This is a genomic window from Acinetobacter sp. COS3, assembly GCF_000475335.1.
GTDB lineage: Bacteria > Pseudomonadota > Gammaproteobacteria > Pseudomonadales > Moraxellaceae > Acinetobacter > Acinetobacter venetianus.
In genome coordinates, this window is the sequence record NZ_AXCD01000067.1 from 1 (window position 1) to 16,393 (window position 16,393).

The 16,393-nt window shown below is 39.5% G+C and carries 14 protein-coding genes; 6 read left to right on the forward strand and 8 right to left on the reverse strand.

Annotation, left to right across the window (positions count from 1 at the left end; all coding sequences use genetic code 11):
• Nucleotides 1-6 precede the first annotated feature (6 nt).
• The 4 genes from IO68_RS30485 to IO68_RS30500 all read right to left on the reverse strand — a co-directional run bounded on the left by IO68_RS30485 (nucleotide 7) and on the right by IO68_RS30500 (nucleotide 2,315).
• Nucleotides 7-318 carry a hypothetical protein gene (locus tag IO68_RS30485; protein ID WP_023014030.1) on the reverse strand — a complete coding sequence of 104 codons (312 nt, stop codon included), beginning with the start codon at nucleotides 316-318 and terminating at the stop codon, nucleotides 7-9.
• A 158-nt stretch (nucleotides 319-476) separates the two neighbouring features.
• The gene (locus IO68_RS30490; RefSeq protein ID WP_023014032.1) at nucleotides 477-1,094 is read right to left on the reverse strand and encodes a DUF6915 family protein; all 618 of its coding nucleotides are present in this window, start codon (nucleotides 1,092-1,094) and stop codon (nucleotides 477-479) included.
• A gap of 115 nt (nucleotides 1,095-1,209) precedes the next feature.
• The gene (locus IO68_RS30495; RefSeq protein WP_007482728.1) at nucleotides 1,210-1,719 is read right to left on the reverse strand and encodes a GNAT family N-acetyltransferase; all 510 of its coding nucleotides are present in this window, start codon (nucleotides 1,717-1,719) and stop codon (nucleotides 1,210-1,212) included.
• The gene (locus tag IO68_RS30500; RefSeq protein ID WP_007482727.1) at nucleotides 1,716-2,315 is read right to left on the reverse strand and encodes a TetR/AcrR family transcriptional regulator; all 600 of its coding nucleotides are present in this window, start codon (nucleotides 2,313-2,315) and stop codon (nucleotides 1,716-1,718) included. The genes IO68_RS30495 and IO68_RS30500 overlap by 4 nt, the downstream gene beginning before the upstream one ends.
• 195 nt (nucleotides 2,316-2,510) lie before the next feature.
• On the opposite strand from IO68_RS30500, the gene IO68_RS30505 reads away from it, so the two are divergent.
• Nucleotides 2,511-4,313 (forward strand): acyclic terpene utilization AtuA family protein, encoded by a 1,803-nt coding sequence (locus tag IO68_RS30505; protein ID WP_023014033.1) that lies wholly within the window; start codon nucleotides 2,511-2,513, stop codon nucleotides 4,311-4,313.
• 66 nt (nucleotides 4,314-4,379) lie between these two features.
• Here the strand turns inward: IO68_RS30505 and IO68_RS30510 are convergent, their stop codons facing one another.
• Entirely contained in the window at nucleotides 4,380-6,347 is a 1,968-nt protein-coding gene (locus IO68_RS30510) for a DUF2075 domain-containing protein (protein WP_023014034.1), read from the reverse strand.
• A 182-nt stretch (nucleotides 6,348-6,529) separates the two neighbouring features.
• On the opposite strand from IO68_RS30510, the gene IO68_RS30515 reads away from it, so the two are divergent.
• From IO68_RS30515 to IO68_RS30535, 5 genes are all read left to right on the forward strand, one after another.
• A complete protein-coding gene (locus IO68_RS30515) occupies nucleotides 6,530-7,411 on the forward strand; it encodes an SDR family oxidoreductase (protein ID WP_023014035.1) in 882 nt (293 codons plus the stop codon).
• Entirely contained in the window at nucleotides 7,408-9,021 is a 1,614-nt protein-coding gene (locus tag IO68_RS30520; protein ID WP_023014036.1) for an acyl-CoA carboxylase subunit beta, read from the forward strand. The genes IO68_RS30515 and IO68_RS30520 overlap by 4 nt, the downstream gene beginning before the upstream one ends.
• Nucleotides 9,022-9,119: 98 nt before the next feature.
• Entirely contained in the window at nucleotides 9,120-10,277 is a 1,158-nt protein-coding gene (locus IO68_RS30525) for an acyl-CoA dehydrogenase family protein (protein WP_023014037.1), read from the forward strand.
• Between the two features lie 15 nt (nucleotides 10,278-10,292).
• Nucleotides 10,293-11,126: an enoyl-CoA hydratase/isomerase family protein gene (locus tag IO68_RS30530; protein WP_023014038.1), complete on the forward strand. Its 834-nt coding sequence runs from the start codon at nucleotides 10,293-10,295 to the stop codon at nucleotides 11,124-11,126.
• Nucleotides 11,126-13,081 (forward strand): acetyl/propionyl/methylcrotonyl-CoA carboxylase subunit alpha, encoded by a 1,956-nt coding sequence (locus IO68_RS30535; protein WP_023014039.1) that lies wholly within the window; start codon nucleotides 11,126-11,128, stop codon nucleotides 13,079-13,081. The genes IO68_RS30530 and IO68_RS30535 overlap by 1 nt, the downstream gene beginning before the upstream one ends.
• Nucleotides 13,082-13,110: 29 nt before the next feature.
• Here the strand turns inward: IO68_RS30535 and IO68_RS30540 are convergent, their stop codons facing one another.
• From IO68_RS30540 to IO68_RS30550, 3 genes are all read right to left on the reverse strand, one after another.
• Nucleotides 13,111-13,578: a hypothetical protein gene (locus IO68_RS30540; protein WP_023014040.1), complete on the reverse strand. Its 468-nt coding sequence runs from the start codon at nucleotides 13,576-13,578 to the stop codon at nucleotides 13,111-13,113.
• 124 nt (nucleotides 13,579-13,702) lie between these two features.
• Nucleotides 13,703-14,632 (reverse strand): lipase secretion chaperone, encoded by a 930-nt coding sequence (locus tag IO68_RS30545; protein ID WP_031234917.1) that lies wholly within the window; start codon nucleotides 14,630-14,632, stop codon nucleotides 13,703-13,705.
• A 15-nt stretch (nucleotides 14,633-14,647) separates the two neighbouring features.
• The gene (locus tag IO68_RS30550) at nucleotides 14,648-15,994 is read right to left on the reverse strand and encodes a sphingomyelin phosphodiesterase (protein ID WP_004877444.1); all 1,347 of its coding nucleotides are present in this window, start codon (nucleotides 15,992-15,994) and stop codon (nucleotides 14,648-14,650) included.
• Nucleotides 15,995-16,393 lie beyond the last annotated feature (399 nt).

Below are 16,393 nucleotides of genomic sequence, written 5' to 3' on the forward strand. Positions count from 1 at the left end.
GCTAATTCAGCACATATCAGAGTGCCATTCTAAGGCAATATTTGAATAAGGATCATATTCAGTTGTATCATCACTGAGCATATAGCTGTTTTTATTAGGCAGCCAAGTAACATAACATTTAAAATTTTTAGGATATTCAATTAATTCGTAAATATTTCTGTCAAGTTTTATAGTAAGATCATGAATTTCATCATCTGTTAACGATTTTTTATAATAACGATCATACATCTCATCAAAGTCTAAATTTGCATCATTCATTTCGAATGTACAACCTTCAAAAGCAAAAATATCATAACCTTGAGTTTTCTGAAAATCCAATTCTAATTTTTTTCATTCTTTAATTGCATCTTGTTTATTATAAAATAGATGGTGTATCGAGTTTTCACAAGAATAAGGTTGATAATATTCATCGGTATACCAATAGCCACGATAAACAATCACATAAACTTTGTTATCTTCCATATTTAATTGACCTTTTAAGCAATCTTCGTTTTTAATTCTTGTAGTTTAAGAGCACTCGGTGGTGCGGCCATCCCATTATCCATCCACAGTTCAAAACGCATTGGATTGAAAAAGAAGTCTGGACTGATATCAAAATCAATCAACTTGGCTTCGCTTTTTCCCATCATTGGCAAAATGGTATTAATAAACCAACTATTGTGCGTAATCAGTAAGGACTTTAATTGACCGGTCACTGATAATGGAGAGAGTAATGTAGCTGACAGCTTTGGGTCATCAATAACATCAGCGTGGAATTTCTCTAGGCGTTTCGCTAGTCCATCTGAGGGGATATCCTGCATTGCTGCAACAAAGTCTCCGATCGTTGGAATAAAACGATGGTGGAAATCGACCAGCAAATGATCTTTTTCGCATAAGTCTTTGACTTCGATACTTTTGCCTGCACTATTTTCAAAGTGGTGTCCAAAAATCGGAATAATCACTTCTTGCACGCCCCAAAAAGTATGCAAGATACGATGGCGATTGTCAGTGCATAGCATTTTGGTGCTGTCGATCAAAGCGTGAATATCAATATAATCTTCAAGCTCGCCCCCACGACGTTTCACCGAAATATTGGCATGTTGGACTGGATTCATTTTTGCATTTTTATAATCATTGATGTTTCTGAAAAATAGCAGTTTTTTAGGCAAACGCAAATAGAATGAATGGGCTAAACGTTAAGTTATGTCGTGATTAAAATGTAAGTAGTTTTTAGAAGGCTTGATATTTTTGATCTGTCCAATCTGTATTTAAAATTGCCCAACGCTCATGGTCTTTCCATGCTTTTCCACCGACTCGAAGATATTGGCGAGAGAAGCCTTCTTTCACAAAACCTGCATTTGCGGCAAGGCGAATAGAGGACAGATTGTCTGGTTGAATATTAGCTTCTAGTCGATGTAGATTCAGTGTTTGAAATGCTTCTCTTAGAACCAGTTGAAGCCCATGTCGCATATAGCCTTGTCCTGCATAAGGATAAAAGGCTTCATAACCTAAATAGGCAGAATGAAAATAACCTCGAATAATATTTGAGATGTTAAAAGTGCCTACAATGACATCATTTTCTATTAAACAGACAAAATAACGATGTTCTTGAGTGAGATATTGTTCAAAATCGGTTGGTGGATAAGTCCAAGGTTGATGAAGTTGAATACTATTTTGATAGGCGAGTTTAATTTCTGCTAAATCATTTGGTTGAGGTTTGCGTAAATAGATAGCACTCATTTAATCGCCATTTCCCAAACCATTTCAGTCAACTCATCAATTTTGACTTTACCTTCTGGTCGATACCAAGTCACAGTCCAAGAAATAGAACCACCAACTAAACGACGCCAGATAAAAGCATCATGTTTAACTTTACCGAGTACGCGTAATTTCTCAATGACATCGAGCCAAACTTGCTCATATTCATTGCGCATTTTTAAAAGATAATCTTGTTTTTCTTTAGAAAGGGCAAACCATTCATGCACAAGTACCGCCATGGCTGCGCCAGTATCGCCAGCAATCGAAAGTAATTCAGCTTTAATTAAATGACGTAATTGCTGTTCAGGATCATTTGAGCGTTCAGCTGCTTCTTTTAAACGGGCAAAATTATAAATAATGGTTTGTTCCATCACTGTTGCAAGAATTTCATCTTTACTTTTGAAATGATGAAATAAACTGCCAGATTGGATACCAATAAATTCACCGAGTTGGCGTACTGTGGTTTTGTCATAACCTTGTTTGTAAAATAGATAGGCAGCACCTTGCAATAAGCGCCCGCGTGGAGTGTCATCAAAACAAACAATTTTGGGTATTTGCTCAATTGAAGTTGCGATCATGCCGATTTTTCTATCCCGTCTCATCTAAAGTGTATTGTAACAAAATTCATTTCAAGAATTGTCTTATCTTTTTATAACAAGCATTTGCCTGTGTTTGTCTCATTTTGCCAATACAGCATATCATTATGCACTTTACAAACCAAGCACTTGCTTGGTAATGTTAAGTCGTTTTTAGCAATAACAATGAGAAAGCGCATGACAAGTGTCAAACAGGATGAGCAGAGGGTAATCAAAATAGGCTGTGCATCAGGATTTTGGGGCGATACCAATACTGCTGCATTTCAACTAGTGCATTTGAGTGACATTGATTATCTAGTTTTTGATTATTTGTCAGAAATCACCATGTCGATTATGGCAAAAGCGATGATGACTGATCCAAATCATGGTTATGCACTAGACTTTGTTAGCCGCGTCATGTCGCCGCTGCTCAATAAAATTGCTGAGAAAAAAATAAAAGTAATCAGTAATGCCGGTGGGGTGAATCCACTGGCTTGTCGTGATGTGTTACAGAAAATTATTGATGAAAAAGGTTTAGATTTAAAAGTTGCTGTGGTTCTAGGTGACGATGTATTACCTAAGCACACTGAATTACTCAAGCAAAATGTGCAGGAAATGTTTAATGGCGAAGCTTTACCACATCATGTAGCCAGCAGTAATGCTTATTTAGGCGCAGTTGCGATCCGTGATGCACTAGATTTAGGTGCTGATATTGTGATTACTGGGCGTGTGGTTGATTCGGCGGTTGTGCTTGCCCCATTATTGTATGAATACAAATGGTCACTGGATGATTATGACAAGTTGGCACAAGGATCATTGGCAGGGCATGTGATTGAATGTGGTGCTCAATGTACAGGTGGGAACTTCACTGATTGGCGTTTAGTACAAGGCTTCGACAATATGGGCTTTCCAATTGTTGAGGTCAGTGAAGATGCTTCATTTATTGTGACGAAACCACAAGGCACAGGTGGACTGGTTTCAAATGCAACGGTGGCAGAACAAATTGTCTATGAAATTGGCAATCCGCAGGCTTATTTACTTCCTGATGTGACGGCTGATTTTAGCCAAGTGCATTTAGAACAAATTGATGAAGATCGAGTCAAGGTGACTGGTGCAACAGGTCGAGCACCAACACAACAATATAAAGTTAGTGCCACTTATGCCGATGGTTATCGTGTGTTAGTGAGTTTTTTGATTGCTGGGCGTGAAGCACCTGAAAAAGCACAGACTATCGCTGATGCCATTATCAACAAATGTGAACGAGTTTTGGCTTTGCGTTCTGTGCCACCTTTTAGTGAAAAATCTATCGAAATTTTGGGTATCGAAAGTACCTATGGATCTCATTCTCGAATTCAAGAAAGCCGTGAAGTTGTGGTCAAAATTGCGGTCAAACACATGTTTAAAGAAGCCTGTATGTTCTTTGCTTCAGAAATTGCACAGGCTTCAACAGGGATGGCTCCTGCATTGGCTGGGATTGTCGGTGGGCGTCCTAAAGCTTCGGCAGTGGTGAAGTTGTTCTCTTTCTTAATTGATAAAGATCAAATTAAGGTTGAAGTTGATTTTGCAGGGCAACGTCATCCAGTGCAGATTCCAACAGGTTCTGCCGATCAAGCATTTACTCAACATCCTGTGGGTGAGGTCGCAGTTTATCAGGGTGATGAAATTGAGGTTGCTTTAGTTGAAGTTGCACATGCGCGTAGTGGTGATAAAGGCAATCATAGCAATATTGGCGTGATAGCGCGCAAAGCAGAATATTTGCCGTGGATTCGCGCTGCTTTGAATGAGCAGGCTGTCGCTGAATATATGCAGCATGTTCTCGATCCAGAGAAATCAAGAGTGATTCGTTATGAACTGCCTGCCATGAATGCATTAAATTTCATGTTGGAAAATGCCTTAGGTGGTGGTGGTATCGCTAGTTTACGTATTGATCCACAAGGCAAGGCATTTGCTCAGCAATTGTTAGATATGCCAGTAAAATTACCTAGAAAACTATTATCTTGAGCTGCATTTACCTGGTGTTGGAGTCTCGTTTGTCGTAAAGCGGCACAAACGAGATTCTGATACTTTTTACATTATGTCTAACCCACAAGAAACCAGATAGTTATAGATTGAGTCATAGTATTTTTGAGGTCTTGTTGGATCTTTTCCATCTACAGCAGGAATAAAAATAACCATACCTTGTCGGGCTCGGGTTAATAGAACTCTATAAGCATTGAGAAGGTAACTTTTAGCTGAGTCTTTATTAATATTCTGCCACTTTGAACCTTTAAAGTTTTGAAATTTCCAACCTTGATCATAATAGAGGTTAATATCCCAAGCTACGCAGGTAGAGTCGATTTCAAGTCCTTGGATATCGAACTCAGTCGCAATATCCTCTAAATAATAAGATGATCGGGTATCATCTTGATGATTTAAAAACCAATCAGTTGGAGATATATTATTCTTAACATAGATACCTTCTGCTTTTAGTCTTTTAGCGCCTGAACTTGTGATTAGTCCAATTCTTTCCGTACCTCTAGCTTGATGTCTTAACCAGTTTTTTGCCTTGTCTAAATCTCTCGTGATTTTAATTGGATAATTATGTTTGATGTCTTGGAAAATTTGAGCGGCTTGATCATTTTGATTGTCTAAAATGGATTGGATCAAGGATGCAACTTTTTCACTTCGAAATGAGCGGACAGAGGTGGATAAATGAAGATCAGTTTTTTGATGTCCATGTTGTTCTAACCAATGTGATAAATCTGAATTATTTAGATAGGTATTAGGTTCAGCCAAAATCTTATCTGAATAATAAATATCCCAAGATTGGTATTTTGTTTTTAACGACTCAATCCATTCTGAAACACCGGCTTCACCTGTATTGATTTCTTGTCCGCCTCCGATTAAACATATAATTGTACACCAATCTTCATGTCGATCCATTACACTGATTAAATATTCGGGTTCAGACATGTCAAAGTTTGTGATTCCCTTTTTCTGTTGCATAAACTTGGAGACTTGTTCTTTTTGCCAAGCTCTTTGTGCTTCATCGAAAACGACAACCTTTTCAATAGGGGCATGAGGCGTTCTTAAATTGTCATCTCTAAAATGATGAATATTTTGGATAAAAGCCTTTGCTTTCCTTTCAGCTTCTGTGCGTAATATTCTCTGACCACTCCTTTTAGCAGATTCTACTGAATCTCTGGTCAATGCTTCTCTCAAGACATCAACTAACGGACCATTACCAGATAGAAATACTGAGTGTTCTGATTCATCTGCTTTTAGTCGTTCATTTGCGATGTTTAGACCTGCAAGCGTTTTTCCTGCACCAGGAACACCTGTTAAAAAGCAGATTGATTTCCTATGCTGGGCTTTAGAGTCTTCGATAATTTTATTTATTAAAATAGAGGTGTTGGAGAGGTTAATTGCACCAGCATCACTTCTTGAAATTTCTTTAACACTATGGCCTTTATATAAAGCTTGAGCTGCTTCAATAATAGTTGGTGTAGGTTTATATACGCTATTTTCCCAAGTCTGAATATTTAAACTTTCTTCTATTTTTATATGGTCTAGAATTTTGATCAGCGTTGCTTTAAAGTTTTCTTTATTACATAGGATACAACTGTTCAGCGCTAGAGAGCTCTCAATCTGAGAGGTAGTATTAGGGGCATTCGTCGCGATAAGGATCGGGATAATCGTTTTATTATGACTTCTTTCATGAAAATTTTGTAAATCTAAGCAATAGTCAATTGCCTGATTTTGAGCATAGTTTGAATAACTTTTTTCGCCTACTTTGAACTCTATTACAAATATTAAATTATTTATAATTAATATATTATCTACTCGTTTTCCCATTCTAGGGATAGAGAATTCAAAATATAAGTGTCCACAAAACTCTTTAAGTTCCTGTTTTAGAAAATCAATTTGTTCAAGCCAAGCATTTTTCTGTAAATCTTCTAAATCATGTTGATGATGACGTGCAAGTTGTCCAAAAATGGCATTTTTATTTTCATTTAAAAAAAAATCTATTGAACTTTGATAATAGCTTGTATTCATTGTCAGTTTTTAAAATTTAAAAAAAATCTTAGATTGAACAGCATGTTAGCACTATAAATAATATTTTAGCAAAAAATGACATTTTAATTTGAATAAGAAAGGCATCTTGGTACTTTACAAACCAAGCACTTGCTTGGTAGTGTGTATTCAGTAAAAAATAATAGATGAATGGATCATAAAACATGGGTTATCAATCAATTTTCAGGACAGATGCATTTGCTGACAAAGTTGTGATTGTCACAGGAGGAGGCTCTGGTATTGGCCGTTGTACTGCACATGAGCTGGCATCTCTGGGTGCTCAAGTTGTGATTACAGGTCGAAAAATCGAAAAGTTAGAAAAAGTCAGCCAAGAAATTATTGAAGATGGTGGCAAAGTCCATTTCATCGTCTGTGATAACCGTGATGAAGAACAAGTCAAAAACATGATTGCTGAAGTGATTGAAAAGTTTGGCAAGTTAGATGGTTTGGTGAATAACGCGGGTGGTCAGTTTCCTTCTGCATTAGAGAATATTTCTGCCAATGGATTTGATGCTGTCGTACGTAATAACTTGCATTCAACTTTTTACCTGATGCGTGAAGCTTATAACCAGTGGATGGCAAAACATGGTGGCAGTATCGTCAACATGACCGCAGATATGTGGGGTGGGATGCCGGGAATGGGGCATTCGGGTGCAGCACGTTCAGGTGTCGATAACCTAACCAAAACTGCTTCTGTAGAATGGGGGAAATCAGGTGTACGTGTCAATGCGGTTGCACCGGGATGGATTATTTCATCTGGGATGGATAACTACAGTGGTGATTTTGCCAAAGTAATCATTCCAAGTTTAGCTGGCAATGTTCCATTAAAACGCATGGGAACAGAATCAGAGATTTCATCTGCCATTTGTTATTTGCTTTCCGATGCAGCGGCTTTTGTTTCAGGTGTGACTTTACGTATTGATGGTGCTGCTTCGCAAGGGACACGCATGTATCCATTGGCAGATGCAACAAATAATGAAGCCTTTAATGGCTTCCATCGCGCATTTATACCAGACATATTTAAAACAGATGGAGAAGAAAAATGAGCATTCTCCAATCTGAAATTGCGGTGGGTAGCGAACAATATGAACAAAATCGAGAGGCTTTATTAGCACAACTTGCTGAGGTCCGTGCGGTTCAGCAAAAAAGTATTGATAAATCTTATGCGGCAAAGCCGAAATTTGATAAGAAAGGCAAAATTCTACCGCATGAACGAGTGCGCTTACTGCTTGATGCAGACTCTCCATTTGTTGAGCTTTGTAGTCTTGTCGGCTACAACATGCATGATGATAAAGATGGCTCAGAAGCGGGTGGTGGCATCATTGCAGGAATCGGATTTGTCAGTGGTGTTCGTGCTTTAGTGACTGCCAGTAATAGTGCAATCAAAGGCGGTACGATGTCGCCAATGGGCGTACAAAAAACCTTACGTTTACAAAAGATTGCCCTTGAACAAAAATTGCCGATCGTCACACTGACTGAAAGTGGTGGCGCGAACCTCAACTATGCTGCTGAAGTATTTACTTATGGTGGCATGACCTTTGCTAATCAGGCACGCATGTCTGCGGCAGGGATTCCACAAATATCAGTTGTTCATGGTAATGCTACTGCAGGTGGCGCGTATCAACCCGGTTTATCGGACTATGTGATTGCAGTTCGCAAACAAACTGAAATGTTGTTGGCAGGTCCGCCATTGTTGTTGGCGGCAACAGGTGAAGTTGCCACGGCTGAGGAACTCGGTGGTGCAGAAATGCATACCCAAGTATCAGGTGTTGCTGAGTATTTAGCTGAAAATGATGCCGACGGTATTCGACTTGCTCGTGAGATTTTAGAGCATTTGAATTGGAAGGAACAAACCACTCGTTTAGATCAAAATTATAAAGAACCGCGTTTCGCACCTGAAGAATTGCTTGGCATCATTCCTAAAGATCCAAAACAGCCTTTCGACATGAAAGAGATCGTGGCACGACTTATTGATGACTCAGATTTCCTTGAGTTTAAACAGGAATACGATGCTTTAACGATCTGTGGTTGGGCGAAAATGGGTGGGATACATATTGGCATTATTACCAATAATGGTCCGATCACACCACAAGGTGCGGTAAAGGCTGCGCAGTTCATTCACCTCTGTGAACAGACGCAACGTCCGCTGTTATTTTTGCATAACACCACTGGCTTTATGGTGGGAACAGATGCTGAACAGAACGGCATCATTAAGCATGGTTCGAAATTAATCCAAGCGGTTGCTAACGCTACCGTGCCAAAAATTTCGATTGTCATCGCTGGTTCTTATGGTGCAGGTAACTATGCCATGTGTGGTAGAAGTCTATCGCCTGATTTTATCTTTGCTTGGCCGAACTCGCATGTCGCTGTGATGGGTGCTGCACAAGCGGGCAAGGTGTTAAGGATTGTCGCTGAGGGGAAACAAAAAGCTTCAGGGATGGAACCAAATCCACAAATGTTAGATTTCCTTGAGCAAAGCACCTCCATGAAACTAGAACAACAATCAACGGCATTGTTCAACACTGCAATGTTGCATGATGATGGCATTATCGACCCACGAGATACTCGTAAGGTTCTGATCTTCTTGTTACAGACCATTTATGAAGCACAGCAACGTGAGTTAAATCCAACACGTTTTGGTGTGTCGAGATTTTAAAAAATCTCCCCTAACCCCTCTTTAAAAAGAGGGGGACTCCTCCCTTTTGAAAAGGGAGGCTGAGAGGGATTTATGAAATTAAATTTAAGGAAAAAACAATGAAATTTACCGCAGAGCATGATGCATTACGCCGTACAGCACGTCAGTTTGTAGAAAATGAACTCAATCCATTTATTCCAGAATGGGAAGAAGCTGGGCGTTTTCCAATTCATGACGTCTTTAAAAAAATGGGGGATTTAGGTTTGCTGGGTATTTGTAAGCCTGAGGAAAATGGCGGTTTAGGTCTCGATTATTCTTATAACCTTGTAGTCGCAGAAGAATTAGGTCGTGCTGCATGTGGTGGGGTGCCATTGGCCATTGGGGTGCAAACTGATATGGCAACACCTGCACTGGCTCGTTTTGGCAGTCAGGAATTACGAGATGAGTTTTTAAATCCTGCAATTCGTGGTGAATATGTGGCATCGATTGCCGTGTCAGAAGTTCATGCTGGTTCTGATGTTGCAGCAGTAAAAACGACAGCAAAAAAAGATGGAGATGATTACATCATTAATGGCAGTAAGATGTGGATCACTAATTCACTACAAGCAGATTTCTTTTGTTTACTTGCCAATACCTCAGATGACAAACCGCATGTTAATAAATCGATGATTATTGTTCCTGCTAAAACTGCCGGGATCAGTTTTTCAGAACCGCTCAATAAATTGGGTATGCGTTCAACGACAACAGCTCAAGTTTATTTTGACAATGTTCGTGTACCACAGCGCAATTTAGTCGGTGCTGAGGGCATGGGTTTTATGATGCAGATGATGCAGTTCCAAGAAGAACGGATGTGGGCATGTGCCAATGCCATTGGTGGTTTGGAAAATGTGATAAAACAAACCATTGATTACACAAAAGATCGTACTACTTTTGGTCAGCCGCTCATTAACAATCAGTATGTGCATTTCCGTTTTGCTGAGTTGATGACCGAGGTCGAAGCACTCAAAGCACTCACTTATCAAGCTTGTGAGCAACACATCGCAGGCGAGAATGTCACCATGTTGGCGTCGATGGCGAAACTCAAAGCAGGACGTTTAACTCGTGAAGTTGCTGATAGTTGCTTACAGTACTGGGGTGGAAATGGTTTTATGTGGGATAACCCAGCGTCACAACTTTATCGTGATGGTCGTTTAGGCTCAATTGGTGGTGGTGCAGATGAAATCATGCTCGGAATCATCTGTAAATTGATGGATATTTTGCCGAAGAAACAGAAATAAAATAGGAGAAGAAAAATGACACTTTCAACTTCTCTTACTGATCTACAGGTTGATGACAGCATCCAACTTGAACAACACGGCAGCATTTTAACACTTTGGCTGAATCGACCTGAAAGCCGTAATGCCATGAGTTTAAATATGGTCAATGCCATTCAACAGGTATTTACCCATATTGAGAATGATACTTCGATTCGCGCTGTCATTCTGCGAGGTCAAGGTGGTCATTTCTGTGCAGGTGGTGACATTAAAGATATGGCGGCATTGCGTCTCGAAGCAGCCAATCTCGGCAGTTTGCAGCCTTATGTGGATTTCAATCGCCGTTTTGGTGCGATGATTGAGCAAGTCGATCAAGCTCCACAAACGGTAGTGGCCGTTTTGGAAGGTGCTGTGCTAGGTGGTGGCTTTGGCTTAGCCTGTGTTTCTGATATAGCGATTAGTCGAGATACAGTACAGTTTGGTTTGCCAGAGACTGGTTTAGGTGTTTTGCCAGCGCAAATTGCGCCGTTTGTGGTGAAACGAATTGGACTGACCCAAGCACGTCGTTTGGCATTGTTAGGTTTACGCTTCAATGGTGACACTGCACAAAAATTAGGTGTGGTACATGATGTAGTTCGTGATGAAACTGAACTTGAGCAGTTACTCAGTGAGACCATTCAATACATCAAACGTGCCGCACCTTTAGCCTCCCGCAATACCAAAGCACTGTTACATCGTACTTTGAACGAACCTTTAGAGTCTTTACTTGATGACGCTGCACAGCAATTTGCGCAAGCAGTCGGTGGTGCAGAGGGGCAGGAAGGTACGATGGCATTTATTCAAAAACGTTTACCAACTTGGACTGAACAATAATGAAATTTTCAAAAGTTTTAGTCGCAAATCGTGGTGAGATTGCTGTTCGTGTGATGCAAACCGCAAAAGCGATGGGTTATCAAACAGTCGCTGTGTATTCAGATGCCGATGCTAATGCTCGTCATGTTCAGGTTGCTGATGAAGCGGTTTATATTGGTGAATCGAAAGTTTCAGCATCTTATTTATCGATTGCCAATATCATTGCTGCGTGTCAAAAAACAGGCGCAGATGCCGTACATCCTGGTTATGGTTTCTTGTCTGAAAATACCGATTTTGCTCAGGCTTGCAGCGACAATGGCATCACTTTTATTGGGCCAAATGCTGCTGCAATTCATTTGATGGGGAGTAAACGCTTATCTAAAATTGCCATGATTGAAGCAGGTGTTCCTTGTGTTCCGGGTTATGAGGGAGATCAGCAAGAGATTGAATACTTGGCTGAGCAGGCTGAAAAAGTTGGTTTTCCTTTGATGGTTAAGGCCTCAGCGGGTGGTGGTGGTCGCGGTATGCGACTGGTTCATCAATCTGCTGATTTACTAGAGGCATTAAAAACAGCACGTTCAGAAGCAGAAAATGCCTTTGGTTCTGGTGAGCTGATTATTGAAAAAGCCGTGATCGCACCGCGTCATGTGGAAATCCAAGTCTTTGGTGATATGCATAGCAATTATGTCTATCTATTTGAACGAGATTGTTCGATTCAACGCCGTCATCAAAAGGTTGTCGAAGAAGCACCTTGTCCAGTAATGACGCCTGAATTACGTCAAAAAATGGGTGAAGCAGCAGTTGCTGCCGCGAAAGCTTGTGACTATATCGGCGCGGGAACGGTTGAGTTTTTGTTGGATCAATCTGGCGAATTTTATTTCTTGGAAATGAATACGCGTTTACAGGTTGAACATCCTGTCACTGAGATGATTACGGGATTGGATTTGGTAGAATGGCAACTCCGTGTTGCCAATGGTGAAACTTTACCACTGCAACAACATGAACTGACTTTAAATGGACATGCCATCGAAGTGCGTTTATATGCAGAAGATCCGCGTCAGGACTTCTTGCCGCAAACAGGCAAAGTATTACGTTGGCAACCTGCTGGCTCTGATGGAATGCTACCGAATGTTCGTATTGATCATGGCATGTTAGAGGCGGGAGAAATCAGTCCGTTTTATGATCCAATGGTGGCGAAGGTGATTGCTTATGGTAAAACCCGTCAAGATGCGATTCGTTTATTAGCGCGTGCAGTAGATGATTGCGTATTACTTGGTGTAAATAGCAATAAACAATTTTTGGTGAATTTATTACGTCATCCGATTATTGTGGCTGGCGATACCAATACTGCATTTATCCAACAGCATTTTCAGGATGATGTGAGCTTGCATCAACAAGTTCCAAGCATTGAAAGTCTAGCGATTGCAGCAACATTATTTGCACAACACAGGGCTTTAACGGTATGGCAAACAGGCATTGCAACGCCGTTACCATTAAAGTTGAAATGTGCAGATCAACAATTGTCACTACAAGTCGAGATGGATCAGCAGCAAGTCACCGTGCGATTATGTGATCAACACTGTACGATTCAGGTTGTAGAAATAACGGATAATCAGATCATCTATAACGTTGATGGTGTGCGCCGTAAATTGAGTTATGTACTTGATCACAATCAACTCTATTTAGATGCAGCAAACGGTAATTTAGTGATTGAAAATATCACCTATGCCGCGCCTGAAGCTGCTGAAGTGGTGGGTGATGGTAAAATTCGTGCACCGATGGATGGAGCAATTGTGAATCTATTGGTCAATGCAGGAGACACGGTTGTTAAGGGGCAAACCTTATTGATTTTGGAAGCCATGAAAATCCAGCAACAAATCAAGTCGGATGTGGATGGGGTTGTGGATGAGTTGATCGGGCAAATTGGGCAGCAAGTGAAAAAACGACAATTGTTGTTGAATGTCTCAATTACATAAAACCGAATAATTAAAAAGCTAGGCTAGACCTAGCTTTTTAATAGCTTCTCTACTGCTTTTAAGGAGTTGTTGGAGTTACCTTTTAATTCTTGAGTTGCAAACTCTGCTAGAGCTTGCTCATGCGCTAGTAAATATTGAAGAAACACTTGAGTTTGAGTATCCGCATGTTGATTCATTCGCTCAAAAGTTTGCATAAAAGGTTTTGTACCCTGTTTAAGCAAATGCATTGCAACTTTCCAAGGAAGTTTTGCCATAGCAATCCCTGATGCTTTGGCTTGTAATCTAATATGTGGTCGAATTTTTGCTGTTTGACTATTTTGAATCAGAAATTGCTGTAATTTGTGTAAGGTCTGAGTTTCTAATTGGGCCAAAACTTGCCACTTATGCTGTTGCTCCTTATTACGACAATGCTTTGCTGCATTAATAAAAATCAATTCACCTAAGATTTCTGATTCTAATGCGATATTTAAGTCATGTTGAAATTTGGGATAATTCATTCCATTGATTTCCAAAAAGAGGTGTGGGATATCACAAGCTAATTTTTCAAATGTTATTAGCAGTATAGGAAAAAATGGAATATGGTGAAATAGTCGCCACCCAAGTTGCTGGATGGCGCGAAAGCTAAGGAAACATTTTCAGTCTTAAATTTTCTAATCGTGTTTCATATTGCTGTTGCCATTCAGTGTTTGAAAGCTGAGTTTTTAATGGCTCCATATCTTGTTGTAATTGTTTTAATGCTTGTTGATATTGATCAACTTTTTGCTGCTGTTGCCCTTCACGTTGTTCTTTAAGTTGCATATCAACTTGTTCTTGTTTGGTCAAATAACGCTCTTGTAAAGTCTGCTTTAATCGTTCTGTTTCAGCAGGATTACTTGAGTTTTGATTGAGCAAACGTAACGCTTGTTCATATATGCCAATTTTACTTTCCTGTTGAACTGCATCTGGATATTGTTGCTGTAATTCATCAAAGGCTTTAAGACGTTGTTCCGTGCTAAGGCTCGAATTATTTACCAAGTCATTGTAAGCAAATCGGTAATCTGCATATTGACGTTCTTGTCCAAAACCAAGTTTGGCTTCGGCTTGTCCTAAAGTTTGTTCTCTTAGTTTCCAGATCTGATTAAAGCGTTCTTTAGGCGATAAGCTTGTTGAGAGAACTGTACTTTGCATTTGTTGTTCATATTGCGGCATACGCTGTAATAAATTTTCAACTAAATGCGCAAATTTTTGATCAGGATAATTGGCTAAAGCTTTGGCAAGCGCAGCATTGCAATCCTGAACTTTACAGCTTGCTTGAAAATCAGTTAAGAACTGAGTGATATTTCCTGGTTGTTGCTGCAACAGATGTAATTGTTTTGATAAAGATTCTTGAAGAAGCTCATCCTGAGTTTTATTTTGCATCGTCTCATTCGTTGAATGTTGTGATGAATCTGTAGATGCTATTGTGGATTTGGTTTGCTGGATTGCAGCGGAAGAGGCGGTGCTCTTCCAAACTACAATCCCGACCAAGACCACTAAAACAATAATTATTGTCAGTAATAGTCTTTTGTTCATACCGTTTTCCGAAGTTTAAGGACTGTAATTAAATTGTCCCATTACAGGGAAGTGGTCTGATAAATCCCAAGTCATATAAAGTGGGTCAGCAGTCGTACGTAAAATACGAACATCATTGCGTGATTGGATCGGTTGACGATGTGTATTTGACGCAACGATATAATCGAGGTATTCGACAGCTGTACCACCTGAACCTGCTGCACCAGCCAATTTATTGACACGAGGATCAAAAGTTGATGCCGTATAACCTGTGCTTGGAGCTGCGGTTGCATTGAGGTTCATCAACATATTTTGATAGTCTTGAGGCCATAACAATTTATTGACGTTGAAGTCACCACCCATCAATACAGCGTCAAAACTTGGAACATTTTGCTGATTTACAAGTTGGCGAATTTGCTGGAATTGAACTTGACGTAGCGCACGAGCTTCATCCGTATCAAACGATGCGGTATGCGTTGAAGTCACATGGTAAGCCTTACCGTTTTTAATGATTTCAGCATATAGCACGCCTTTGTCTGCAAAACAGTCTGTTCCAGTACAATCTGGGTAAATAAATTGTGCTGTTTTCACAATAGGATATCGGCTTACGATAACTAAACCACTATCAAAGAGGTTATAGCCTGAACCTACAGGGATATGTGTTTGATATGGATACTGTTGTGCAAGTTGATTCAACATACCCGTACGAGAAGAGGCGAATGCTTCTTGCATCATAATCACATCATAACCACTTAGATGATTTGGAAGCTCTGCTAAACGTTCACTAATTTTACTCGCAACCATTGGTAAAGCGTAAATGTTATACGTCAATACCTTTAATTCATCTGCACTCGCAGAGACTGGTTCTTGTACAGTATTTTGGTGGATTGTGTAATGGAAATCATCATAACCACCTGTATATTCAGCCTTTACTGCAGCTTGAGCTGATAAGCCAGCATAGTTGGTATTGATACGATGTACATCACGATCAGAATACCAAGGAGAAGTTGTAGATGCTGTTTGGATGCCATGTTTAATTGAGCTGCCAGACCAAGTGCCAGTCATGGTTTGTTTTAGTGTCACTTGTGAATTACCACTTGTGACTACAGTATCAAAATTATAAGTTTTACCTGACTTTAAACCTGTATAACGGTTCATACGCAGAACACGTTTAGTCTCATAAGGTGCAATTTGAGTGGCTTCTTGAGCCCATTCATTTCCTTGTTCTAAAATATCAGTCCCTGTATGGTTTACTTGTATTGATACAGTTTGTGGTGTGGTATTTGTAACAAAAACATAAGAATCAGCGAGCGCATCTTGCATTGCAAAACCACTCACCATTAACGCTACCCCTGCGCCTAGTTTTAAGCTCTTCAGCTTCATTTTTCTCTCTCCATAGTGCATAAAGTCTATGAACAAAGAACAATCAAAGTTATAAAATATTCATTATTGAAAAAATGATGATTGTTATTTGTTCGAAATTTATATTAGTGAAAATTTGTTTCTGATTCATGTAAATTTTTGACCATTCATCTGAACTAATTGCTTAATAATTATTGTTTTTTACTATTATTGTGATTTATTTTGCTTTTGTATCATTTTTAAAGAACAAAAATACTCAATAATTTTCTTAAATGAAAATTACTGGGGTGTGAGTTTATCAATCTTTTGTTTTAAATTTTATGAAAAGTAGTGTTGTTACAGAAAATTGAAAAGAACTTTTATAACGAGCAAGAATGAAAAAACCGACAGCCTTGACCACTGTCGGTTCTTAATAATAAA